Here is a 22,869-nt window from a genome sequence, read left to right on the forward strand (position 1 = left end):
TGTAAATATGCCAGAGAGCATGAAGGAGAAGGAAATGATAGATTTATTACTTAAGAGGTTCGTAAAAGATTATGATAAGACGAAGAACCCCGAAGTCCGTACAAGATACGGTGTGTTTGCCGGGATTGTGGGAATAATCTGTAATCTTATACTGTTTTTAGCAAAGATACTTGCAGGAGTGCTTACGGCATCAGTTTCAATAATGGCGGATGCGGTCAATAATTTATCGGATGCAGGATCTTCAATTGTTACACTTATAGGCTTTAAGCTTGCTGGAAAGCCGGCTGATTATGAACATCCGTATGGTCATGGAAGAATCGAATATATATCAGGCTTCATAGTATCAGGAGCAATTATAATTATGGGCTTTGAACTGATGACAACATCATTCAGAAAAATACTTCATCCTACGCCGCTTGAGGTATCCGTACCATCTATTATTATACTTGTGTTATCAATCCTTATGAAAATGTGGATGGCTAAATTCAACAAATATCTTGGCAATAAGGTGGATTCTGCTGCAATGAAGGCAACGGCTACAGACAGCCTGTCAGACTGCGTTGCAACATCAGTAGTCCTTATAGGAGTGCTTCTTACCCTGTTTTCGGATATTAATATAGATGGAATAGCAGGAGTTGTTGTTGCAGTATTTGTAATATTAGCTGGTTTTGGTGCGGCAAAAGATACATTGCAGCCACTTCTTGGTCAGCCACCAACGAAAGAATTTGTACAGGAACTTGAGAATATTGTTCTTCAGGATAAGCATATAATAGGAGTTCACGACCTGATTGTGCATAATTACGGTCCGGGCAGAGTATATGCATCGCTTCATGCAGAGGTTCCGGCTAATATGGACATGATGGAGGCACATGATTATATAGATATGGCCGAAAGAAGAGTTGAAAAGCGCATGAAATGCTTTATAAGCATACATATGGATCCGGTAGTTACAGATGATGAGGTGATAAATCATTTGCGAAAGATGACTATTGCGGTTGTAAAGTCAGTAGGTGAGGAACTGGATATACATGATTTCAGGACTGTTAAAGGTCCATATATAACGAATCTTATATTTGATGTGCTTGTTCCTTATAATTATCATCTTTCAGATGACGAGATAAAGAAACAGATTCAGAAAAAAATCACGGAGAAGCAGAGCGAGTGCCACGCCGTGATTAATATTGATAAAAGTTATACAGGCTGATTAAATCCAGCCGCCATCAAGAGTTATTATCTGACCAGTAAGGTAGTTGTTAATTCCGGAAAGAGATTTAACAAGTTCAGCGACTTCCTGCGGGGCTCCAAACCGGCCTGCAGGAATCTCTTCGGCAAGTTCTGCCTTGTCATCATCTGAGAGATGACCGTTCATCTCTGTGTCAATAGCTCCGCAGGCAACAGCGTTGACTTGAATACCACTAGGAGCAAGTTCTTTTGCAAGTGCCCTTGTAAATGAATTGACTGCCCCCTTGGTTGCTGAATATGCAACCTCACAGCTTGCACCATATAATCCCCACACAGAAGATATATTAATAATCTTACCACAGTGCCTTTTCATCATATCTTTAACGGCAAAATGGCAGCAGTTAAAGACAGAATCTATATTAGTGTTACATATCCTGTGCCACTCATCTTCGCTCATATCCTGAAAAAGCCCGACAACAGATATTCCGGCATTGTTGATAAGCACATCAACCTGGCCGAAACGCTGAAGGCACATGTCAAACATTTTCTGTACATCACTGTAATTTCCCATATCGCCTGCAAATGTTTCACATTCACTTCCTTTTTCCTCAATAATGGATTTTACTTCATTTAGTTTATCCACATTATTCACACAGTTAATAACAATATTAGTATCTTTTCCAGCGAGTTCTATTGCAATGGCTCTTCCGATTCCTCGGGATGCTCCTGTTATAACTATAGTTTTTTTCATGATAATATGCCTCTCTTAAAACGATTTGATTTTAATAATATCGTTATTATAATACAGGAAAACACTGGATATTTCCATATAAAAATTAAAAACATATATTGACAAAAACTGCCTTGTGCATACTTACCAAAAAGAAATTCAGATTGTATTTATTTCAATAATTGCTTGACATTAATTTTGAATATTAAAAAAAGTTATCCACAATAAAAAATGCCAATTTTATCTAAAAAAACACTTATCAACTAAGTTATCCACATTATCCACAGAAATCCACAAAAAGTTAATCATGTTTAACTGCAGGTAAAAAAGAATAAATGTTTTGTTAAATATTGCAAAAAATCAAAAAACTTTAATATGATACTTGACATATATGCATAAAATAATTAAAGGACATACTTGTTAATTTACAAATATATGATATAATACTTACATAAAATAAGCATACAGAAATGTATCTTAGGTCGTGTTAGCTGCATGTGTATATATTCTTTCGACACATGCGGTGATTTAAGAAGGAAGAATGTCTGATAGATTTTATAAAGAGAAGGTTGGAAAGGAATTACGATCAGATTCTTACCTCTGCCCACGATTATAAAACACGTAAAGGAGTTGGACATCATGAGATTTATAATTACAGGAAGAAATATTGATATAACAGAGGGATTAAAGTCAGCAGTAGAGGAGAAGCTTGGAAAGCTTGACCGATTCTTTGCACCAGAGACAGAAGTTAATGTGACTTTAAGTGTGGAAAAAGAAAGACAGAAGATTGAGGTAACTATTCCGGTTAAGGGTAACATCATAAGAAGCGAGCAGGTAAGCAGCGATATGTATGTTTCAATTGATCTTGTAGAAGAGGTTATCGAGCGTCAGTTAAAGAAGTATAAGAATAAGATTGTTGACAAGCAGCAGAATGCAGCAGCATTTGCACAGGAATTCGTAGAGAAAGATTATGATGATGATGAGGTTAAGATTATCAGAACCAAGAGATTTGGAATCAAGCCAATGGATCCTGAAGAAGCATGCGTTCAGATGGAGCTTCTTGGACATAATTTCTATGTATTCTTTAATTCAGAGACAGAGGAAGTTAATGTTGTGTATAAGAGAAAAGGCAACACATATGGTTTGATTGAACCAGAATTAGATTAATTAGTTTAGTATTTTTTTCATATTACCACTTTCTGAAGATACCGTCTGTTGATTTAATACCAGCAGGCGGTATTTTTGCCATGGAATTGTTTTTAATTAATAAAATTTTAATGGTTTAACTTTACTTGATAGAATGTCTAAATAGTGATACAATTACAACACAAATAGGCTTTTATAAGGAGAAGTATAAAGTAATGGGATTAGCTCAGAAATTATTTGGAACACATAGTGAACATGAATTAAAAAGAATATATCCAATTGCAGATAAGATTGAAAGTTATAAAGAATCTTATGGCAAGTTAAGCGATGAAGAGCTTAAAGCAAAGACTAAAGAATTCAAGGACAGATTAGCAAAGGGAGAGACTCTTGATGATATTCTTCCAGAAGCATTTGCGACAGTAAGAGAGGCTGGTAAGAGAGTTCTTGGCATGGAACATTATCATGTTCAGCTTATTGGAGGTATTATTCTTCATCAGGGAAGAATTGCAGAGATGAAAACTGGTGAAGGTAAGACACTTGTGTGTACACTTCCTGCATATCTTAATGCACTTACAGAAGAGGGCGTAATCGTAGTTACTGTTAATGACTACCTTGCTAAGCGAGATGCTGAGCAGATGGGTATGATACATGAGTTTTTGGGTCTTAAGGTTGGCGTCGTATTACATGACTCAACAAGAGAAGAAAGACAGGCTGCATATGCGTGTGATATTACATATGTAACGAATAACGAGCTTGGATTTGATTATCTTCGTGATAATATGGCTATATATAAGAATGAACTTGTATTACGAAATCTTAAGTACTGTATTATAGATGAGGTCGATTCTGTTCTTATTGATGAGGCACGTACACCTCTTATTATCTCAGGACAGAGCGGAAAATCTACTAAATTATATGAACTCTGTGATATACTTGCAAGGCAATTACAGCGAGGCGAATATAAGGGTGAGAGAACTAAGATGCAGGCAATCATGAACGAGGAAGTTGAAGAAGATGGAGACTTCATCGTTAATGAGAAGGATAAGGTAGTTAACCTTACTGAACAGGGTATTCACAAGGTTGAGCAGTTCTTCCATATAGATAATTATGCAGATCCTGAGAATCTTGAAATTCAGCATAATGTTACACTTGCACTTCGCGCTCATAATCTTATGTTCAGGGATAAGGATTATGTTGTTAAAGATGATGAGGTACTTATAGTAGATGAATTTACAGGCCGTATTATGCCAGGACGTCGTTATTCAGATGGCCTTCATCAGGCTATTGAAGCTAAAGAGCATGTTAAGGTTAAGAGAGAGAGCAAGACTCTGGCAACTATTACATTCCAGAACTTCTTTAATAAGTTTGAGAAGAAGGCTGGTATGACAGGTACAGCCCTTACAGAAGAAAAGGAATTTCGTGAAATTTATAACATGGACGTTGTTGAAGTTCCAACTAACAAGCCTGTTATAAGAGTTGATAATAATGATGCTGTATTTAAGACTAAGAAAGGTAAGTTCAATGCAGTTGTGCAGTCCGTAATTGAATCTCATGAAAAGGGACAGCCTGTTCTTGTAGGTACAATAACGATTGAGACTTCTGAAATGCTTAGCGAGATGTTAAGAAAGAAGGGGATTCCACATAATGTACTTAATGCCAAGTTCCATGAGCTTGAGGCGCAGATAGTATCAGAGGCAGGACGTCATGGTGCAGTTACTATTGCTACTAACATGGCTGGTCGAGGAACTGATATTAAGCTTGATGATGAGGCTGTTGCTGCAGGTGGTCTTAAGATTATTGGTACAGAAAGACATGAAAGCCGTCGTATTGATAACCAGTTACGTGGACGTTCTGGACGACAGGGAGATCCTGGTGAATCAAGATTCTACATTTCTCTTGAAGATGATCTTATGAGGCTGTTTGCACAGGAAAGACTTATGAATATTTTCAACAGTCTTGGGGTATCTGAGGATGAGCAGATTGAGCATAAGATGTTAAGCAAGGCTATAGAGACAGCTCAGAAGAAGATTGAGACTAATAACTTTGGTATCAGAAGCCATCTTCTTGAGTATGATCAGGTTATGAATGAGCAGAGAGAGATTATGTATGCTGAAAGAAGAAGAGTTCTTGATGGAGAAAGCATGCGTAATTCTATTATGAAGATGATAACAGATTATGTAGAGAATGTTGTAAACCGTTGTGTTGGTGAAGATAAAGATGCCAATGAATGGGATTATAACGAAATTAATGAGCTTCTGCTTCCTACAATTCCGATTGAAAAGGTTGTATATAGAGAAAACATCAGGAATAAGAATGAATTAATACATGATTTAAAAGAGAAGGCTGTCAAACTATATGAGGATAAGGAAGCGTTATTCCCAGAGTCAGAACAGATCAGAGAAATTGAGAGAGTAATCCTGCTTAAGGTAATTGACAGAAAGTGGATGGATCATATCGATGATATGGATCAGTTGAAACAGGGTATAGGACTTCAGGCTCTTGGTCAGAGAGATCCGGTTGTACAGTATAAGATGATGGGCTATGACATGTTTGATGAAATGACAGCAGGTATAGCGGAAGATACAATAAGACTTCTTATGCATATTCAGGTTGAACAGAAGATAGAACGAGAACAGGTAGCCAAGGTGACTGGAACTAATAAGGATGAAGGACCTTCTGTAAAGGGTCCTGCAAGAAGAACAGAGAAGAAGATATATCCTAACGATCCATGCCCTTGTGGAAGCGGTAAGAAGTATAAGAACTGTTGTGGAAGACAGGCATAAGTTTATAATATGACTTTTGGGACGCGGAATGTCTGGAATATCAGCGTCCGCGTCTGTTGTTTTGGAGGATATATGGTAGAATTAGACCAGTTCAGATACAGAATTTCAGGATATGATAAGCCTATGGCACAGATTAAGAAATCACTGGATCTTGACAATAAGCAAAAAAGAATTGAAGAACTGGAAGCAGATATGGAAGCGCCAGGTTTTTGGGATAATCCGGATAAATCACAAAATGCTATGAAAGAACTTAAAGGGTTAAAAGATGCATTTGAAAGATATAATGAGCTTGAAACAGGTCTTGATGATGTTAAGACACTTATTGAGATGGCAGAAGAATCCAATGACCAGTCGCTTATTCCAGAGATAGAAGAAGAGATAACGAATCTCGAAGATAAGATGGAAAGTTTAAGAATTGAAACATTGCTTTCTGGAGAACATGATGCATGTGATGCCATTCTTACACTTCATGCAGGAGCAGGTGGAACAGAAAGCTGTGACTGGTGTCAGATGCTTTTCAGAATGTATACAAGATGGGCGGAAAGTCACGGATATACAACAGAAACACTTGATTATCTTGAAGGTGAAGAAGCAGGAATTAAGTCGGTTACTATAGAGATAAGAGGAGAGAATGCATATGGACATCTGAAATCTGAACATGGTGTTCACAGACTTGTAAGAATATCTCCATTCAATGCGGCAGGTAAGAGACAGACTTCTTTCGTATCATGTGACGTAATGCCTGATATTAATCAGGATATAGATATTGAGATTAATGATGATGATTTAAGAATTGATACATATCGTTCAAGTGGAGCTGGTGGACAGCATATTAACAAGACATCATCTGCAATCAGAATTACACATCTTCCAACAGGAATTGTTGTACAGTGTCAGAATGAAAGATCTCAGCACCAGAATAAAGATAAAGCTATGCAGATGTTAAAGGCTAAGCTCTATCTTTTAAAGGAGGCTGAGAATGCAGAGAATCTATCTGGAATCAGAGGAGATGTCAAGGATATTAATTTTGGAAGCCAGATAAGAAGTTACGTTCTTCAGCCATATACAATGGTTAAGGATAACAGAACTAATAAGGAAGTTGCTAATGCAGGAAGTGTTCTGGATGGAAACATTGATCCGTTCATAAATGCATATTTAACATGGATTAGTACGGGAAAAACTGAAGAGTAACAGATATTAAGGTAGTAAACTGAATGATAGTGAAAGGTGGTACATCAGTATGGCGGATTATATTAAACCGGTGATTTTCAGATTAGGCAATCAACAGTTTGGAGTAGATATTAATCTTGTCCAGTCGATAGAACGGGAGATTAATATTGTGAGAGTTCCTAATGCAATGGAGTATATCAGTGGAATTGTTAATTTGAGAGGGGAGGTTATCCCTGCTTTCAGCTTAAGAAAAAAGTTTGGCACGGATGATGCTGTTGGAAGTATTGGCGAAGACAGTACAATTATTGTTAATATTCCTGGCGTGGTTAAGCTGGCACTTGAAGTTGATGATGTACTTGAGATTGGAGATATTGATGCAAATGGTATTGTTCCTATGCCGGCTCTGGCTAGAACGGATGATACAGCATATCTTGACAGGGTCGCCAATGTTAATGGGGAATTAGTTATTCTTCTTGATGTAGAGAAATTACTTACACAGTCAGAAGCAGAGAGCGTTAAGAAATTTACGGAAGAAATGAGTAATGATAATGGAGGTGCTGCAAATGGCTGAAACGAAATTTAAAAGAAATGCAGGTATACTTATGCCAGTAAGTTCATTGCCATCACCATATGGCATAGGAACATTTGGCAAGGATGCATATGATTTTGTTACATTTGTTAAAGAGTGTAATCATAAGTACTGGCAGGTACTTCCGTTAGGACCAACTACTTATGGTGACAGCCCATATCAGTCATATTCTGCATTTGCAGGCAATCCGTACTTTGTTGATCTTGATATGCTTATTGAGGAGGGGTTCTTGTTAAAGTCAGAGGTTATTTCAAGAGACTGGGGCGATGGAATTGTGCCTGTAAATGTTTCTGAAGATGACGCTGTTAATGGAAGATTCGGAACCTACAGAGATGGAAATATTGGCGACGAAAGATATGTCAGTTATGAGAAGATATATAATAACAGATTTGATATATTAAGAATTGCTTACGACAGATTTAGGGATGCATGTGCAGAAAGCAAGAAGACGCTTGCCAAGGGACTTCCTCTTTATAAGCAGTTTGATAATTTTGTTAAAGATAATGCAGACTGGCTTGAGGATTATGCTCTGTTTATGGCATTAAAGTCTCACTTTAACAATGTCTCATGGGGTGAATGGGAAACTGATATAAAGTTCAGAAAGCCAGAGGCGATGAGCCAATATGAAGAACAGCTTTCGGATGATATAGGATACTGGAAATTCATACAGTTTGAATTCTACAGACAGTGGAATGCGCTTAAACAATATGCTAATAGTAATGGTATAGAGATTATAGGTGATATACCTATTTATATGGGATATGACAGCGTAGATGTATGGGCTAATCAGGGAGAATTCCAGCTGGATGAGAATTTAACACCGATAAAGGTTGCAGGTGTACCGCCAGATGCATTTTCTGATGCAGGACAAAAATGGGGCAATCCTCTTTATGATTATGATAAAATGGAAGCAAATGGATTCAGCTGGTGGAGAAAGAGAATGGCAGCCTCAGCAAAGCTGTATGATGTCATAAGAATTGACCATTTTATAGGAATTGTGAAGTACTATACAATTCCATCAGATATGCCTGATGCAAGACAGGGTGAGTACAGACAGGGACCGGGACAGAAACTGCTTGATGTTATTAATGAATCTATCGGTGATAAGAAGATTATTGCTGAAGACTTAGGTGTTGAAGTTCCTGAAGTGGCAAAGATTCTTAAAGAAAATGGATATCCGGGAATGAAGGTCCTTGAATTTGCATTTGGAGGAGATAGAAAGAATCCGCATCTTCCATATAATTATAAACAAAATCTTGTGTGCTATGGTGGAACTCATGATAACGAAACCTTGCTTGGTTTCTTTGAAGACAGGGGCGACTGGGAATTAGGATATGCTTATGACTATCTTGATACAAGAGATAAGGGAAGAATGGTTGACCAGGTATTCAGGGCTGCGTATTCAAGCGTTGCTGTTCTTACAGTATTTGCTGTTCAGGACATTCTAAAGCTTGGAAACTGGGCAAGAATGAATCTTCCATCAAGCATGGGCAATAACTGGAAATGGCGAATGCAGAAAGGTCAGTTAGGCCAACATGAACTGGAATGCATGAGATATCTTGCAAGTGTATTTGATAGAGAAAGAAAGTAATATTAGGATGGGGAAGGAAATTGGTAATAAATTTCCTCCCCCTTTTTTGAATGAAAAATAAAAAATAGTTCGATGGTACTATTTACATATTTTAGATTGGTGGTATTATATTCATATAAAGAGACAAGTTAATATGTTGGCAAAGTAGTCGAAAGGCTATGACGCAAAGCCAAGGGTCTTAACTGATTTTATCAGAATGACAGCCGGTTGCATTACAATCAACGCAAATGATTAGTATTTTTCAGGCATCCGGTTATCGGGTGCCTTTTTTGTTGAACGGGGGATATGGATATGAAAAGGAATAATTCTAAAAAGTGGATTAAAAATGTAACGATAGCAACAGCAGTACTTGTATTTGGTATCGGTGTTGGTTTCGCGGCTAAAGTAGCAGGAACACCTAATTCAGATAATGATGGTGCCAAAACAATAGTTGCGGCAGCTAATGATGCAACAGATTCAGTAGTTAAGGAAACAATTGCCCAGAAAGAAACAGAAACTGATACAGAGACAGCTGCTATAGAGGCAACAACTGAAGTTACAACAGAAGAAGCCACAGAGGCAGTAACAGAACAGAGCAGTACAATTGCAGAGACTCAGCCACAGACAGAGACTGCCACAGAGGCAGTTCAGGTAACAGAACATACGGAGGCTGCGACAAAAGCACCAGTACCTGTTGTACAGACTCCATCAGATGAAAGAGTTGCACAGGTTATATCAGGAATCAATGCAGAACGTGCAGCAGCAGGTGTGTCTGCAGTTACATATGATGCAATTCTTACAGATATGGCTCAGGTAAGAGCATCAGAGAATGCAGTTAATGATTACTTTGTTATAGAGAATGGCAAGCATAAAAGACCAGATGGAAGAAATGCTTCTTCAATATGTTCAGATTTTGGACAGGCCGGATATTTCGGTGAGGTCATGGGCAGATATCAGACAAGCCCTGTAGAGATAGTAAATGGCTGGCACAATTCAGCAACACATTATGCATGTATGACAAGTACTAAGTACAGCAGAGTTGGTGTAGGTGTTGCAGCAGACTCAGAAGGATACCTTTACTGGGTAGCAATCTTCATGGATTAATTATAAGCAGACAATAAATTACATAATATAGATACAACTTAATATGGTAAGAACAATGTATTTGCGGCATTGTTTTTATAAAGCTTCACAAGAAGCGAAACCCTCACATTCCTCTCCCGTTGTGTGAGGGTTTCTTTTTGCGCGAGTAGCGCGGAGAATATACTTAATGAAAGGACAGGCATGCTTGCATGGCCTGTCCTTTTGTTAAGTATATTCGAGAAGCACCGCGACAATGCCATAACGAAGTTATGGCATCTGCGCTACTCGCAAGGAGAATATAATTATATGCTTGCAATGTGTATACATATATGGTAATATTCTTTGTGCGGTAGACAGTTGTTTATCAGAGAAAGACATTGAAGAACAATTGTCTTTGTAAAACGGACAATAGAAAGGTACAGACGCAGTATGGCAGATAATATTAAGTATTATGTCGTTAAGCAAAAGGCTCTGCCTGAGGTTCTGCTTAAGGTAGCGGAGACGAACAGAATTATTGAGACTGAAAATATATCTGTTGCAGATGCTACAGAGAAAGTTGGAATAAGCAGAAGTTCTTATTACAAGTATAAGGATGATATTTTTCCGTTTAGAGAGAATGTAAAGGGTAAAACCATTACATTTGTATTGTCTATGGACGATGAACCAGGGCTGCTTTCCCTGGTATTGAAGAAGGTTGCAGAATTCAAGGCGAATATTCTTACTATTCATCAGACAATTCCTGTTAATGGAATTGCTTCGCTGACGCTCAGCGTGGATATTCTTCCAACTACAGGAGATTCTTCAGAAATGATAGAGCAGATAGAAAGACTTAAAGGGGTAAGATATCTTAAGATATTAAGCAGTGATGCATCTATCTGATATATAAGCAATTAAAGAAAACGGAGGCAGATATGGCAAAGATTGCAGTGTTAGGTTATGGAACAGTAGGATCAGGAGTGGTTGAGGTATTAAATACCAATGGTGCTTCAATTGCAAAGAGAGCAGGAGATACTATTGAGGTTAAGAGTGTACTTGATTTAAGAGATTTTCCTGGAGATCCAATTCAGGATAAAATCGTTCATGATATAGATCTTATAATTAATGACCCTGAGATAGAGGTTGTTGTTGAGGTTATGGGTGGTGTAGAGCCGGCATTTACATTTGTTAAGAAGGCACTTGAAGCAGGAAAGAGTGTGTGTACATCTAATAAGGCACTTGTTGCTGCACACGGTCCGGAGCTTCTTGAGATGGCTAAAGAAAGAAAACTTAATTTCATGTTTGAGGCATCAGTAGGCGGTGGAATTCCAATTATCAGACCGCTTAACCAGTCTCTTACAGCAGATGAGATTACTAAGATTACAGGTATTCTTAATGGAACAACTAACTATATTCTTACTAAGATGAGCAGAGAAGGAATCTCATATCAGGAGGTTCTTAAAGAGGCACAGGCACTCGGATATGCAGAAAGAAATCCGGAGGCTGATGTTGAAGGTTACGATGCATGCAGAAAAATAGCAATTCTTACATCACTTGCATTTGGAAATACAGTGAAATTCGAGGAAGTGTATACAGAGGGAATAACAAAGATTTCTAATGAAGATTTTGCATATGCTAAAGAACTTGGATGCGTTATCAAACTTCTTGCAACAAGCTACAGCAAGGATGGCAAGGTATATGCAATAACAGCACCATTCATGATTGACAGCACACATCCATTATATAATGTTAATGACGTTCTTAACGGAATCTATGTACACGGCAATGTATTAGGAGATGTAATGTTCTTCGGAGCAGGAGCAGGAAAGCTTCCAACAGCAAGTGCTGTAGTATCAGATGTAGTTGACTGTGTTAAGCATAAGGGTAAAAATGTTATGACAATCTGGAGTTCAGTAAAGCAGGAGCTTGGTGATACATTTGACGAGACAAGAAGATTCTTTGTAAGAATTAAGGGCGATGATGTCCAGGCAGCCAAGGCAGCATTTGGTGAAGGACAGGTTGTTAAGGTTGATGGAATTAACGGAGAGTTCGGATTTGTTACAGAGCCTATGACAGAGAGAGCATTTGAAGATGCTAAGGATAAGGTTTCTGTTATAAGCAGAATCAGAATAGATGATACTAAATTACAGTAATAATATAAGGGAGTAAGAGTAATGGTTAAAGTAGTTAAATTTGGTGGAAGTTCACTTGCAAGCGCAGAGCAGTTTAAGAAGGTTGGTAATATTATCCGTGCTGATGAGGACAGAAAGTATGTAGTTCCTTCAGCACCTGGAAAGAGATTTCCAGAGGATACTAAGGTTACTGATATGCTTTACAAATGTTATGCAGAGGCAGAAGCTGGTAAGAATATTGAGAAGAGCCTTAAGGCAATTGAGGAAAGATATAACGAAATAATAAAGGGGCTTGGACTTAAGCTTTCATTAAAGGAACAGTTCGAGACAATCAAGAAGAATTTTGAGGCACTTGCAGGAAAAGATTATGCAGCTTCAAGAGGTGAATATCTTAATGGTATTATCATGGCTAACTATCTTGGATATGAGTTCATAGACGCTGCTACAGTTATCTGCTTCGATAAGGATGGAGAGTTTGATTCAGAAAAGACTAATGAAGTGTGTGAAGCAAAGTTTGCTAATATTGTAAGAGCAGTTGTACCTGGATTTTATGGAGCAATGCCTAACGGAAAGGTTAAGACATTTTCAAGAGGCGGTTCTGATGTAACAGGATCAATCGTTGCAAGAGCACTTAAGGCTGATATGTATGAGAACTGGACAGATGTATCAGGCTTCCTTGCAGCAGATCCAAGAATTGTAAATAATGCAAAGCCAATCAACGTTATTACATATAAGGAATTAAGAGAGCTTTCATACATGGGTGCATCAGTGCTTCATGAATCAGCTATCTTCCCTGTAAGAAAGGGTGGAATTCCTATCAATATTAAGAATACTAATGCTCCGGAAGATAAGGGAACAATGATTGTTGAGACAACATGTAATATGCCGGAATACACAATTACTGGTATTGCAGGTAAGAAGGGATTCGTTGCAATCAGCATTGATAAGGATATGATGAATTCAGAAATAGGATTCTGTAGAAAGGTTCTTTCAGTATTCGAGGATAACGGAATCTCAATCGAACATATGCCTTCAGGAATTGATACTATGACAGTATTTGTTCATCAGGATGAATTCGTAGAGAAGGAACAGAAGGTCCTTGCGCAGATTCATAAGGCAGTTAATCCGGATTCTGTTGAGCTTGAAGCTAACCTTGCACTTATTGCGGTAGTCGGACGTGGAATGAAGAACAGTACAGGTATTGCTGGTAATATCTTCTCAGCACTTGCAAAAGCCAAGATTAATGTTAAAATGATAGATCAGGGATCTTCAGAGCTTAACATCATCATTGGCGTAAGAAACAGATACTTTGAGGATGCTATTAAGACTATCTATGGAGTGTTTGTTCCAGAAGAATAATAAGTGAATAGGGGGATATGGGATATGAAGGAAGCTAAGAATGAGTTGTTACAGTTTGTCGGCGGCGTAATAATGCTTGTAGTAGGACTGTACATATTGTCACAGAAAGTTATGGTATCATCTTCATATGGGTTCTTCTCATTATGGGGTGGCAGGTTCTCATCAGGTCTTATTATGGTACCATTAATAATTGGAGTTGTATGGATGTTTGCTTCAGGCGGCTCATTTGTATCTAAAGTATTTACCGTACTATCAGTGATACTTATAATTGCGGCAATTGTTGCGTCAACAAGAATCTGGCTTGTAACTATTACAATGTATGAATGGGTTCTTATACTTGTTCTTATATTTGGCGGCACCGGATTGGTTGCAAAGGTATTGTTTGCTAACAATAAGTCAGAAAAGTCCAAGAAAGATAAGTCAGAGCAGACAGGCGGCAGTTATACATCAAGTGTAGATGATGAACTTGATAAGATGAAAAAGAATATGAAGTAAATTTCATTCCCCGCACATGGAGTGCGGGGATTCTTGCGTTTATGCAACTGTTGATAAACTTTGATGAAATTGATATAATTAAATGTAATATGCGTATGAAAACGGAGGAAGATTAATGGATATCGCAAAGAAGATAGCGGAAGAGCTGGAAATTAAAGTAACACAGGTAGAAGCTGCTGTTAAACTTATAGATGAGGGGTGTACAATCCCTTTTATTGCAAGATACAGAAAGGAAGTTACAGGAGCGTTAAATGATGAACAGCTCCGTAATCTTGATGAGAGATTAAAGTATTTAAGAAATCTTGAAGACAGAAAGACTCAGGTTCTCGCAAGCATTGAAGAACAGGGAAAGCTTACAGAAGAACTTAAGGCTGCTATTACAGCAGCAGAAACAATGGTTCTTGTAGAAGATCTTTACAGACCATATAAGCAGAAGAGAAGAACAAGAGCAACAATTGCGAAAGAGAAAGGTCTTGAACCACTTGCACAGTTCATATATGCACAGGAAGCTACAGAAGATGTAGAAGTCAAGGCAGCAGAATTTATCAGTGATGAAGAGGGTAAGGAAGTTGCTACAGCACAGGATGCAATAGCAGGTGCATTAGATATAATTGCAGAGCAGATATCAGATGTTGCAGATTACAGAACATATATCAGAGACATCACAATGAAAGAAGGAAAGCTTGTTGTAACAGCCAAAGATGAAAAGGCTGAGTCTGTATACGAGAATTATTATGATTATAGCGAGGCACTTTCAACAATTCCGGGACACAGAATTCTTGCAATTAACAGAGGAGAGGATGAGAAGTTTCTTACTGTTAAGGTAGAAGCACCGGAAGAGAGAATATTAAGATATCTCGAAAAGAATATTCTTAAAGACAATGCATTTACAGAAGAGTACCTTAAGAACTGTATTGCAGATGCATATGGAAGACTTATCGCACCAGCTATTGAAAGAGAGATAAGAAGCAGCCTTACAGAGACAGCAGAGGATGGGGCAATCAAAGTCTTTGGAAAGAATCTTGAACAGCTTCTTCTTCAGCCACCTATTGCCGGCAAGGTTGTTCTTGGCTGGGATCCGGCTTTCAGAACAGGCTGTAAGCTTGCAGTTGTAGATCCTACAGGCAAGGTGCTTGCAACTAAAGTTATATACCCTACAGAACCACACAATAAGGTGGCTGAATCTAAGGCTGAGGTTAAGAAGCTTATAGATAAGTACCACGTTAATCTTATTTCGTGTGGTAACGGAACAGCTTCAAGAGAATCAGAGAAGATTATTTCAGATATGATACATGAGATGAATCTTCCTGTTGATTATGTAATCACTAACGAGGCAGGGGCTTCTGTATATTCAGCAAGTAAACTTGCAACAGAGGAATTCCCTGACTTTGATGTGGCACAGAGAAGTGCAGTTTCAATAGCAAGACGAGTTCAGGATCCATTGGCAGAGCTTGTCAAGATTGACCCTAAATCAATCGGAGTAGGTCAGTATCAGCATGATATGAACCAGAAGAAGTTAGAGAATACACTTACAGGAGTTGTTGAGGACAGCGTTAATAAGGTTGGAGTAGACTTAAATACTGCATCGGCCTCACTTCTTGAGTATATTTCAGGTATATCTAAGGCAGTAGCTAAGAATATAGTTGAATATAGAGAGACTAACGGAAGATTCACGAACAGAAAGCAGCTTTTAAAGGTTGCAAAGCTTGGACCTAAGGCATTTGAACAGTGTGCAGGATTCATGAGAATATCAGGCGGCGATAATCCGTTAGACGCAACAAGCGTACATCCTGAAAGTTATGAGGCAGCAACAAAGCTTCTTGCACTTTTAGGTTATGATATTAATTCAATAACATCAGGAGAACTTATAGGACTTAAGAGCAAAGTTGAAGATTTTGCCAAGATGGCGGATGAACTTGGAATAGGAACAATGACACTTGAAGATATAGTTAAAGAACTTGAGAAGCCGGGAAGAGACCCAAGAGATGAGATGCCTAAGCCTATATTAAGAAAAGATGTTCTTGATATGAAGGATTTAACACCGGGCATGATACTTAAGGGAACAGTCAGAAATGTTATTGATTTCGGAGCATTTGTTGATATCGGAGTGCATCAGGACGGACTTGTACACATTTCCCAGATGAGCAGCACAAAGAGAGTTGAGCACCCTCTTGATGTTGTAAGTGTAGGAGATATCGTAGATGTAAGAGTTATAGATGTTGATATCCCTAAGGCAAGAATTTCACTTTCAATGATACTTGATGAAAAAGAGGCAGCTAACAGAAAGTACACTAAGGATAATTCCAATAATAAGAATAACAGAAACAACGGCAAAGGAAACAGACAGGACAGAAAGCCTAAGAAGGAAGGCCTTAACCTTTCAGGTCTTGCCAAGTTCATGCATTAATAGGAGTACTGTATGGAAGATAGAATAGAATTTGACAGCGTAATTACAGAGAAAGCACTTAATGATTTCAAGATGTATCACATTTTTCACAATGTTGGGGGAGTATTCGGATATGTTTTTGCAGCATTTGCAATAGTCATGTGCGTGCTTGGCGTAATATTCAAAATGTCTCCTAAATATATAGTCATGATGGGACTTTTTGGAGTGTTTTTCTTCTTTTATCCAATTGTTAATATGAGGCTTGGAACTAAAAAGCAGATGAAAACAGTTGCAGCATTTAAAGAGCCTATGCATTATAGTGCCGGGGAAGACAAGATAATTGTAAGTCAGGGTGATATGTCAGAAGAACTTGCATGGGAGCAGATATACAAGATAAGATTCACAGGAAGCAATCTTATTCTGTATCTTTCATCTGTCAGAGCCAATGTGCTTACAGTTAACAGTATGGGTGAGGCAGCAGTTCCTTTTGTTAAAATGTGTCAGAAGAAATTAAAGTCTTTTCAGGTTAAGGTTAATATGGATAAGCTTGCTAAGGCTGTAGCTTAAGTAAGCAGATAGGAATAATATGGTTAAAGAAACATTTAACGCTAAAGAAACATTTGAAGCAGGATATGAGATGGGTAAGAAGGCTCTTCCGGGGCAGATATACTGTCTAAATGGAGATTTAGGTGTCGGAAAAACAGTATTTACGCAGGGCTTTGCGAAAGGTCTTGGAATAGAAGAGCCTGTCAACAGCCCTACATTTACAATTATTCAGGAATACCATGAAGGCAGACTGCCATTGTATCATTTTGATGTATACAGAATTGGCGATGTTGAAGAGATGGATGAGCTTGGATATGAGGAATATTTCTATTCAGACGGGGTGTGCCTTATTGAATGGAGCACACTTATACAGGAGATAATTCCAGATAATGCGATAGAGATAGTTATAGAAAAAGACCTTGAAAAAGGCTTTGATTACAGGAAAATAACTATCGGGCAGGAGGCAGTATGAGAATATTAGCGATAGAAAGTTCAGCAGTTACAGCATCAGTTGCGATTCTTGAAGATGATACACTTGTTGTTGAATACACAATTAATCATAAGATGACACATTCACAGACACTTCTTCCAATGATAGATGATATATTTTCAATGGTTCAGTTAAAGCCTGATGATGTTGATGTTATAGCAGTATCAAAGGGACCGGGTTCGTTCACGGGCCTAAGAATTGGTGCGGCTACAGGCAAGGGAATTGCACTTGCGCTTGACAAAAAGATGGTGGCAGTACCGACACTTGCGGCTATGGCATATAATTTATATGGAGACAGCAGATACATATGCCCTGTAATGGATGCAAGAAGAAAGCACCTGTACAGTGGAATATATACATTTGACGGCGACAGGCTTATTACAGTAAGAGATGTTAATCTTGAGTCATATGATGAGCTTGCAGAAGAACTTGCTGGACTTGATAGACAGGTTGTATTAGTAGGTGATGGTGTAGATGTCGCAGGTGATGTCCTTAAAGAGCAGCTTGGTGACAAATGTGTTCTTGCACCGGCTCATATCAAGACACAGAGAGCTGGTTCAGTAGCGCTTTTAGCAAAGCAGATGGCAGATAATGGTGAGTATACAGATGCTGATGAGTTAAAGCCTGATTATCTGCGCCCTTCACAGGCAGAAAGAGAGAAGGCACAGCATGAGTCTTAAATATGTGATAAGACCGATGACGGAAGATGATACATTTGCAGTGGAACTGATAGAACAGGTAATATTCTCGCTTCCATGGTCGCAGAAATCATTTGCAGATGCGTGCAGGAATCAGGACAATGTGTATCTGGTATGCGAGGCAGACGGAGTAATAGCAGGATATTGTGGTATGTGGACTGTGCTTGGAGAAGGCAATATAACCAACATGGCAGTATCACCGGATTACAGGCGGTGCGGCATAGCACAGATGCTTATGCAATCAATGGAAAAGTATGGTAATGACAAGAATGTTACATCATATTTCCTTGAAGTCAGGCAGAGCAATCTGCCAGCAATAGCCCTTTATGAAAAAATGGGGTATAAGAATATAGGAATAAGAAAAAGATTTTATGAAAAACCAGTTGAGGACGCAGTAATAATGTCTAAAAATATTGGGTGAAATAATAGACTGCATAATATATATTGATGTATAATAACAGAAGGAGGTGCGATTAATGCTTGATGTATGTTTACTGGGAACCAGTGGCATGCTTCCCCTGCCGGGAAGATGGCTGACATCGCTTATGACACGTTACAACGGAAGCAGCCTGATGATAGATTGCGGAGAGGGAACACAGATAGCTGTTAAGCAGAAAGGATGGAGTTTTAATCCTATAGATGTTATCTGTTTCACACATTATCATGCTGATCATATAAGTGGTTTGCCGGGGCTTTTGCTCACAATAGGTAATTCTGACAGAAAGAAGCCCTTAACTCTTGTAGGACCCAAGGGGCTTGGCAGGGTAGTTTCTTCGCTCAGGGTAATCGCACCAGAGCTGCCATTTGAACTTAAGTTTATAGAACTTACGAATCAGCAGGAGCATTTGTCAATATGCGGATATGAGATAGATGCATTCAGGGTTAATCATGCTGTTATATGTTATGGGTATTCGATTAGTATTCCAAGAATAGGCAAGTTTGATGTAGAGAAGGCGAAAGAACTTGGTATTCCGTGCAGCATGTGGAATAAACTGCAGCATGGAACAGCGGTTACAATAGATGATAAAGAATATACGCCGGATATGGTTATGGGGGCGGCAAGAAAAGGGCTTAAAGTAACATATTGTACAGATAGCAGGCCTGTTCAGATTATATCAGATAATGCTAAGGAATCAGATCTTTTCATATGTGAGGGTATGTATGGAGAGGATGGTAAGGAAGCTAAGGCAAAGGAATATAAGCATATGACCTTTACAGAAGCGGCACAGCTTGCAAAGAATGCGGATGTCAGGGAAATGTGGCTGACACATTATAGTCCTTCACTTGTAAGACCTCAGGATTATGTTGATAAGGCAAGAAAGATATTCCCTGCTACAATAGCAGCTAATGATGGAAGAACAGTTGAGTTGAAGTTTGACGATGAGGGTTAGATTATGAAAAAATACGGAAGGACGATAATTGTAATAGCAGTATTGGTTGCGTTGGGACTGGTGTATTACTATTACCTTGCTAATAAGGATACAGGTAAAGATGCTACTGATATTGCAGCAGATACAAGTGAGGTTTCTGTGCTTATTTCAAAAGATATTATGGCTAATTATCCGGAATCACCTAAGGATGTAGTTAATCTGTATGCAAGAATAACGAAGGCATATTATGATACATCACTTACTGATGAGCAGATTGAAGCATTAGGAAAGCAGGCACGTCTGATGTTTGATGATGAATTAAAGAATACGCAGACAGATGCGGATTTCTATGAGAAACTTAAGGAAGATATAGGCAATTATAATTCAACCAAAACACGTATAAGTTCATATGCTATACAGAGTGCTGCCAAGACTAAATATTCAACATTCAAAGACAGACAGTATGCATCAATCGCATTAGTGTATTATCTGAGACAGGGTGACAAGCTTATAGATTCACCAACAAAATTCACCTTAAGAAAAGATGATGATGGACACTGGAAGATTCTTTTCTGGGAGCTTACTGAAATAAGCAGTGATTCAGAACAATAGGAGATATAAAATGAGCGAAAAAGATGATGTTCTTATCCTTGCAATAGAAAGTTCATGTGATGAGACAGCGGCAGCAGTAGTGAAGAATGGAAGAGAGGTATTGTCAAATGTGATTAATACCCAGATAGCCATACATACAGAGTATGGTGGTGTAGTTCCTGAAATTGCGTCAAGAAAACATATAGAAAATATTAACCCTGTAATAAGGAAAGCACTTGAAGATGCAGGAGTAACACTTGATGATATAGATGCAATAGGCGTTACATATGGTCCTGGACTTGTAGGTGCGCTTCTTGTCGGAGTTGCGGAGGCTAAAGCAATAGCATTTGCAAAGAATAAACCATTAGTAGGAGTGCATCACATAGAAGGCCATATTAGTGCCAACTATGTTGAGAATAAAGAACTCGAACCTCCTTTTGTTGCACTTGTTGTTTCGGGAGGACATACACACCTTGTTAAGGTCAATGACTATGGCGAGTATGAAATAGTTGGAAGAACAAGAGATGATGCGGCAGGAGAAGCATTTGACAAGGTTGCAAGGGCAATAGGATTGGGATATCCGGGAGGACCTAAGATAGATAAGCTTGCAAAGGAAGGCAATCCGGATGCAATAGAATTTCCGAGGGCACATGTTGATGATGCTCCTTATGATTTTTCGTTTAGTGGAATAAAGTCAGCAGTGCTTAATTATATTAATTCTGCCAATATGCAGGGCAAAGAGATAAACAGGGCTGATGTAGCAGCGTCATTCCAGAAGGCGGTAGTAGATGCTCTTGTTTCACGGGCAGTAAGGCTGGCAAAAGAATGTGGAATGGATAAGCTTGCAATAGCTGGAGGAGTTGCATCTAATTCTGCGCTTCGTGCAGCAATACAGGAAGCGTGTGCAAAGAATAACATTGGCTTCTATTCGCCATCACCTATACTATGTACAGACAACGCAGCTATGATAGGGGCAGCAGCATATTATGAATATATTAAGGGGGTACGTCATGGCTATGATTTAAATGCTGTGCCGAACCTTAAATTAGGAGAACGCATATAATGAATACGGCTATAGTTCTTGCGGGTGGAAGTGGAAAAAGAATGCATAGTGAAATTCCAAAGCAGTATATGCAGCTTAATGGAAAGCCTGTTATATATTATTCGCTGAAAGCATTTGAAGAAAGTGAACATGTGGATGAGATTATTCTTGTTACAGCAAAGGAATATATAGAATATGTCAGAAATGAAATTGCAGGTTCTCAATTTGCTAAATTAACAAAAATCATTGAGGGCGGCAAAGAACGTTTTGATTCAGTGTGGGCAGGTTTACAGCAGATTAGTGAAAAAGGGTATGTATATATACATGATGGGGCAAGACCATGTATAAATCAGAATATAATAAATGCGTGCTGGGAAACGGTCGTCCAGACTGATGCGTGTGTTGCGGCAGCACCGGTTAAAGACACAATAAAAGTTGCAGATGCTGACGAGTATGCAATAAATACACCGGACAGAAAAACATTATGGCAGATTCAGACGCCACAGGTCTTTTCAGCAGATGTAATTAAAGAAGCATACAGCAGGCTCTATGAACAGAATTGCTTTGATGGGGTTACAGATGATGCGATGGTTGTGGAAAGATATGGCAACTCAAAAATAAAACTGGTTAATTGTGGTTACTGTAATATTAAAATAACCACGCCAGAAGATATGGAGATTGCGGGCATATTTTTAAAAGGTTGACGAGTTATCAAAATGATAATATAATTAATAAAAATTTTATAAAATAAGGAGAGAGGTATGAAAAACTTTTCAGTAAAAAACATTAATTTTGTTGGTGCTGGAGCGGCATTACTTGCATTTATTTTTACATTTATACCGTTTTATAAGCTTCAGCCAACAACATATTTTCTTCAGAATGAAAGTACGGCAGCTCTGTACACTATAACAAAGAACCTTGTTACATATAACTTCTTTGGTGTTCTTTGCCTTATTCTGGCATTAGCTGCAATAATATTATATGTATGGAATGGATCAGAGAAAATAACGATGGCAGCAATAGTTGTATCAGTAGTTGATTTAATATCACTTTTTCTTGCGTTGATAGTTGGAAATAGTGATATTAAAGATGTTAAGTCATTAATAAATGCACTTGTGCAGTATAGTGGTACATCAGCAAATGCAAATTTATTCTTAAAATCTTCCGTTGCGGCTGGTTTTGTTTTAGAACTTCTGATGATACTTGTAATGATAGGTTCATACTGGATTAATGAGCTTGTAATCAAGCCATATGTATTTGGTGATAAGTCTGGCGCAAAGCTTAACCCGTTTGAAGGGGTGACAGGAACAGCTAAAGCACGTGCGCAGGCAGCACCTCAGGGATTTATTCAGCAGCCAGTGCAGGGACAGGCATTTGGACAGGCACCGCAGCAGCCAGTACAGGGACAGACATTCGGTCAGGCACCGCAGCAGCCAGCACAGAATCAGAATAACAATGCGCAGTAATTTATAATTATGAATTTGATATATAGGGGGAAGCTTTTATTATCAGCATAACAGACACCATGAGA

General features: G+C 38.5%; 22 protein-coding genes and 1 riboswitch. Of the genes, 21 read left to right on the top strand and 1 reads right to left on the bottom strand.

All coding sequences use genetic code 11. The features are described 5' to 3' along the window. Window positions 1-34 precede the first annotated feature (34 nt). A complete protein-coding gene (locus EUBELI_RS01755) occupies window positions 35-1,204 on the top strand; it encodes a cation diffusion facilitator family transporter (protein WP_041687901.1) in 1,170 nt (389 codons plus the stop codon). Here the strand turns inward: EUBELI_RS01755 and ymfI are convergent, their stop codons facing one another. Continuing rightward, the gene (gene ymfI, locus EUBELI_RS01760) at window positions 1,205-1,936 is read right to left on the bottom strand and encodes an elongation factor P 5-aminopentanone reductase (RefSeq protein ID WP_041687903.1); all 732 of its coding nucleotides are present in this window, start codon (window positions 1,934-1,936) and stop codon (window positions 1,205-1,207) included. 615 nt (window positions 1,937-2,551) lie between these two features. Between ymfI and hpf the strand changes: the two genes are divergently transcribed. From hpf to EUBELI_RS01860, 20 genes are all read left to right on the top strand, one after another. Then, entirely contained in the window at window positions 2,552-3,079 is a 528-nt protein-coding gene (gene hpf, locus EUBELI_RS01765) for a ribosome hibernation-promoting factor, HPF/YfiA family (RefSeq protein ID WP_012738636.1), read from the top strand. 194 nt (window positions 3,080-3,273) lie between these two features. Then, window positions 3,274-5,841, top strand: a complete 2,568-nt coding sequence (gene secA / locus EUBELI_RS01770) for a preprotein translocase subunit SecA (RefSeq protein WP_041687905.1) — start codon at window positions 3,274-3,276, stop codon at window positions 5,839-5,841. A gap of 72 nt (window positions 5,842-5,913) precedes the next feature. Beyond that, window positions 5,914-7,032, top strand: a complete 1,119-nt coding sequence (gene prfB / locus EUBELI_RS01775; RefSeq protein ID WP_012738638.1) for a peptide chain release factor 2 — start codon at window positions 5,914-5,916, stop codon at window positions 7,030-7,032. 49 nt (window positions 7,033-7,081) lie between these two features. Beyond that, complete coding sequence (locus tag EUBELI_RS01780) at window positions 7,082-7,582, top strand: chemotaxis protein CheW (RefSeq protein WP_012738639.1); 501 nt, start codon at window positions 7,082-7,084, stop codon at window positions 7,580-7,582. Then, window positions 7,575-9,191 carry a 4-alpha-glucanotransferase gene (gene malQ / locus EUBELI_RS01785; protein ID WP_012738640.1) on the top strand — a complete coding sequence of 539 codons (1,617 nt, stop codon included), beginning with the start codon at window positions 7,575-7,577 and terminating at the stop codon, window positions 9,189-9,191. The genes EUBELI_RS01780 and malQ overlap by 8 nt, the downstream gene beginning before the upstream one ends. 128 nt (window positions 9,192-9,319) lie before the next feature. Then, window positions 9,320-9,406: riboswitch (cyclic di-GMP riboswitch) on the top strand. A gap of 76 nt (window positions 9,407-9,482) precedes the next feature. Beyond that, entirely contained in the window at window positions 9,483-10,274 is a 792-nt protein-coding gene (locus EUBELI_RS01790; protein WP_041687907.1) for a CAP domain-containing protein, read from the top strand. 408 nt (window positions 10,275-10,682) lie between these two features. Further along, complete coding sequence (locus EUBELI_RS01795) at window positions 10,683-11,132, top strand: ACT domain-containing protein (RefSeq protein ID WP_012738642.1); 450 nt, start codon at window positions 10,683-10,685, stop codon at window positions 11,130-11,132. Between the two features lie 32 nt (window positions 11,133-11,164). Continuing rightward, window positions 11,165-12,382, top strand: a complete 1,218-nt coding sequence (locus tag EUBELI_RS01800; RefSeq protein WP_012738643.1) for a homoserine dehydrogenase — start codon at window positions 11,165-11,167, stop codon at window positions 12,380-12,382. Window positions 12,383-12,403: 21 nt separating this feature from the next. After that, entirely contained in the window at window positions 12,404-13,720 is a 1,317-nt protein-coding gene (locus tag EUBELI_RS01805; protein WP_012738644.1) for an aspartate kinase, read from the top strand. A gap of 24 nt (window positions 13,721-13,744) precedes the next feature. Then, the gene (locus tag EUBELI_RS01810; protein WP_049777843.1) at window positions 13,745-14,215 is read left to right on the top strand and encodes a hypothetical protein; all 471 of its coding nucleotides are present in this window, start codon (window positions 13,745-13,747) and stop codon (window positions 14,213-14,215) included. Between the two features lie 115 nt (window positions 14,216-14,330). Further along, window positions 14,331-16,622 (top strand): Tex family protein, encoded by a 2,292-nt coding sequence (locus EUBELI_RS01815; RefSeq protein ID WP_012738646.1) that lies wholly within the window; start codon window positions 14,331-14,333, stop codon window positions 16,620-16,622. 12 nt (window positions 16,623-16,634) lie between these two features. Further along, complete coding sequence (locus EUBELI_RS13515) at window positions 16,635-17,168, top strand: YcxB family protein (RefSeq protein ID WP_012738647.1); 534 nt, start codon at window positions 16,635-16,637, stop codon at window positions 17,166-17,168. A 19-nt stretch (window positions 17,169-17,187) separates the two neighbouring features. Next, on the top strand, window positions 17,188-17,619 hold the full coding sequence (gene tsaE, locus EUBELI_RS01825) for a tRNA (adenosine(37)-N6)-threonylcarbamoyltransferase complex ATPase subunit type 1 TsaE (RefSeq protein ID WP_012738648.1): 432 nt from the start codon (window positions 17,188-17,190) through the stop codon (window positions 17,617-17,619). Continuing rightward, window positions 17,616-18,317: a tRNA (adenosine(37)-N6)-threonylcarbamoyltransferase complex dimerization subunit type 1 TsaB gene (gene tsaB, locus EUBELI_RS01830; protein ID WP_012738649.1), complete on the top strand. Its 702-nt coding sequence runs from the start codon at window positions 17,616-17,618 to the stop codon at window positions 18,315-18,317. Before tsaE ends, tsaB begins: the two co-directional genes overlap by 4 nt. After that, on the top strand, window positions 18,307-18,756 hold the full coding sequence (gene rimI, locus EUBELI_RS01835) for a ribosomal protein S18-alanine N-acetyltransferase (protein ID WP_012738650.1): 450 nt from the start codon (window positions 18,307-18,309) through the stop codon (window positions 18,754-18,756). The genes tsaB and rimI overlap by 11 nt, the downstream gene beginning before the upstream one ends. A gap of 55 nt (window positions 18,757-18,811) precedes the next feature. Beyond that, window positions 18,812-19,726 carry a ribonuclease Z gene (locus tag EUBELI_RS01840; RefSeq protein ID WP_012738651.1) on the top strand — a complete coding sequence of 305 codons (915 nt, stop codon included), beginning with the start codon at window positions 18,812-18,814 and terminating at the stop codon, window positions 19,724-19,726. Window positions 19,727-19,729: 3 nt separating this feature from the next. After that, the gene (locus tag EUBELI_RS13520; protein ID WP_012738652.1) at window positions 19,730-20,317 is read left to right on the top strand and encodes a DUF6715 family protein; all 588 of its coding nucleotides are present in this window, start codon (window positions 19,730-19,732) and stop codon (window positions 20,315-20,317) included. A gap of 10 nt (window positions 20,318-20,327) precedes the next feature. Further along, entirely contained in the window at window positions 20,328-21,359 is a 1,032-nt protein-coding gene (gene tsaD, locus EUBELI_RS01850; RefSeq protein ID WP_041687908.1) for a tRNA (adenosine(37)-N6)-threonylcarbamoyltransferase complex transferase subunit TsaD, read from the top strand. Beyond that, the gene (gene ispD / locus EUBELI_RS01855) at window positions 21,359-22,042 is read left to right on the top strand and encodes a 2-C-methyl-D-erythritol 4-phosphate cytidylyltransferase (RefSeq protein ID WP_012738654.1); all 684 of its coding nucleotides are present in this window, start codon (window positions 21,359-21,361) and stop codon (window positions 22,040-22,042) included. Before tsaD ends, ispD begins: the two co-directional genes overlap by 1 nt. Window positions 22,043-22,099: 57 nt before the next feature. Next, the gene (locus EUBELI_RS01860) at window positions 22,100-22,804 is read left to right on the top strand and encodes a hypothetical protein (protein ID WP_012738655.1); all 705 of its coding nucleotides are present in this window, start codon (window positions 22,100-22,102) and stop codon (window positions 22,802-22,804) included. Window positions 22,805-22,869: the final 65 nt, after the last annotated feature.

The sequence above is a fragment of the [Eubacterium] eligens ATCC 27750 genome, assembly GCF_000146185.1.
Lineage (GTDB): Bacteria > Bacillota > Clostridia > Lachnospirales > Lachnospiraceae > Lachnospira > Lachnospira eligens.

Coding starts and splice junctions, on each gene's coding strand:
- EUBELI_RS01755 (WP_041687901.1), top strand. CDS start 35: ATGATAGATTTATTACTTAAGAGGTTCGTAAAAGATTATGATAAGACG.
- hpf (WP_012738636.1), top strand. CDS start 2,552: ATGAGATTTATAATTACAGGAAGAAATATTGATATAACAGAGGGATTA.
- secA (WP_041687905.1), top strand. CDS start 3,274: ATGGGATTAGCTCAGAAATTATTTGGAACACATAGTGAACATGAATTA.
- prfB (WP_012738638.1), top strand. CDS start 5,914: ATGGTAGAATTAGACCAGTTCAGATACAGAATTTCAGGATATGATAAG.
- EUBELI_RS01780 (WP_012738639.1), top strand. CDS start 7,082: ATGGCGGATTATATTAAACCGGTGATTTTCAGATTAGGCAATCAACAG.
- malQ (WP_012738640.1), top strand. CDS start 7,575: ATGGCTGAAACGAAATTTAAAAGAAATGCAGGTATACTTATGCCAGTA.
- EUBELI_RS01790 (WP_041687907.1), top strand. CDS start 9,483: ATGAAAAGGAATAATTCTAAAAAGTGGATTAAAAATGTAACGATAGCA.
- EUBELI_RS01795 (WP_012738642.1), top strand. CDS start 10,683: ATGGCAGATAATATTAAGTATTATGTCGTTAAGCAAAAGGCTCTGCCT.
- EUBELI_RS01800 (WP_012738643.1), top strand. CDS start 11,165: ATGGCAAAGATTGCAGTGTTAGGTTATGGAACAGTAGGATCAGGAGTG.
- EUBELI_RS01805 (WP_012738644.1), top strand. CDS start 12,404: ATGGTTAAAGTAGTTAAATTTGGTGGAAGTTCACTTGCAAGCGCAGAG.
- EUBELI_RS01810 (WP_049777843.1), top strand. CDS start 13,745: ATGAAGGAAGCTAAGAATGAGTTGTTACAGTTTGTCGGCGGCGTAATA.
- EUBELI_RS01815 (WP_012738646.1), top strand. CDS start 14,331: ATGGATATCGCAAAGAAGATAGCGGAAGAGCTGGAAATTAAAGTAACA.
- EUBELI_RS13515 (WP_012738647.1), top strand. CDS start 16,635: ATGGAAGATAGAATAGAATTTGACAGCGTAATTACAGAGAAAGCACTT.
- tsaE (WP_012738648.1), top strand. CDS start 17,188: ATGGTTAAAGAAACATTTAACGCTAAAGAAACATTTGAAGCAGGATAT.
- tsaB (WP_012738649.1), top strand. CDS start 17,616: ATGAGAATATTAGCGATAGAAAGTTCAGCAGTTACAGCATCAGTTGCG.
- rimI (WP_012738650.1), top strand. CDS start 18,307: ATGAGTCTTAAATATGTGATAAGACCGATGACGGAAGATGATACATTT.
- EUBELI_RS01840 (WP_012738651.1), top strand. CDS start 18,812: ATGCTTGATGTATGTTTACTGGGAACCAGTGGCATGCTTCCCCTGCCG.
- EUBELI_RS13520 (WP_012738652.1), top strand. CDS start 19,730: ATGAAAAAATACGGAAGGACGATAATTGTAATAGCAGTATTGGTTGCG.
- tsaD (WP_041687908.1), top strand. CDS start 20,328: ATGAGCGAAAAAGATGATGTTCTTATCCTTGCAATAGAAAGTTCATGT.
- ispD (WP_012738654.1), top strand. CDS start 21,359: ATGAATACGGCTATAGTTCTTGCGGGTGGAAGTGGAAAAAGAATGCAT.
- EUBELI_RS01860 (WP_012738655.1), top strand. CDS start 22,100: ATGAAAAACTTTTCAGTAAAAAACATTAATTTTGTTGGTGCTGGAGCG.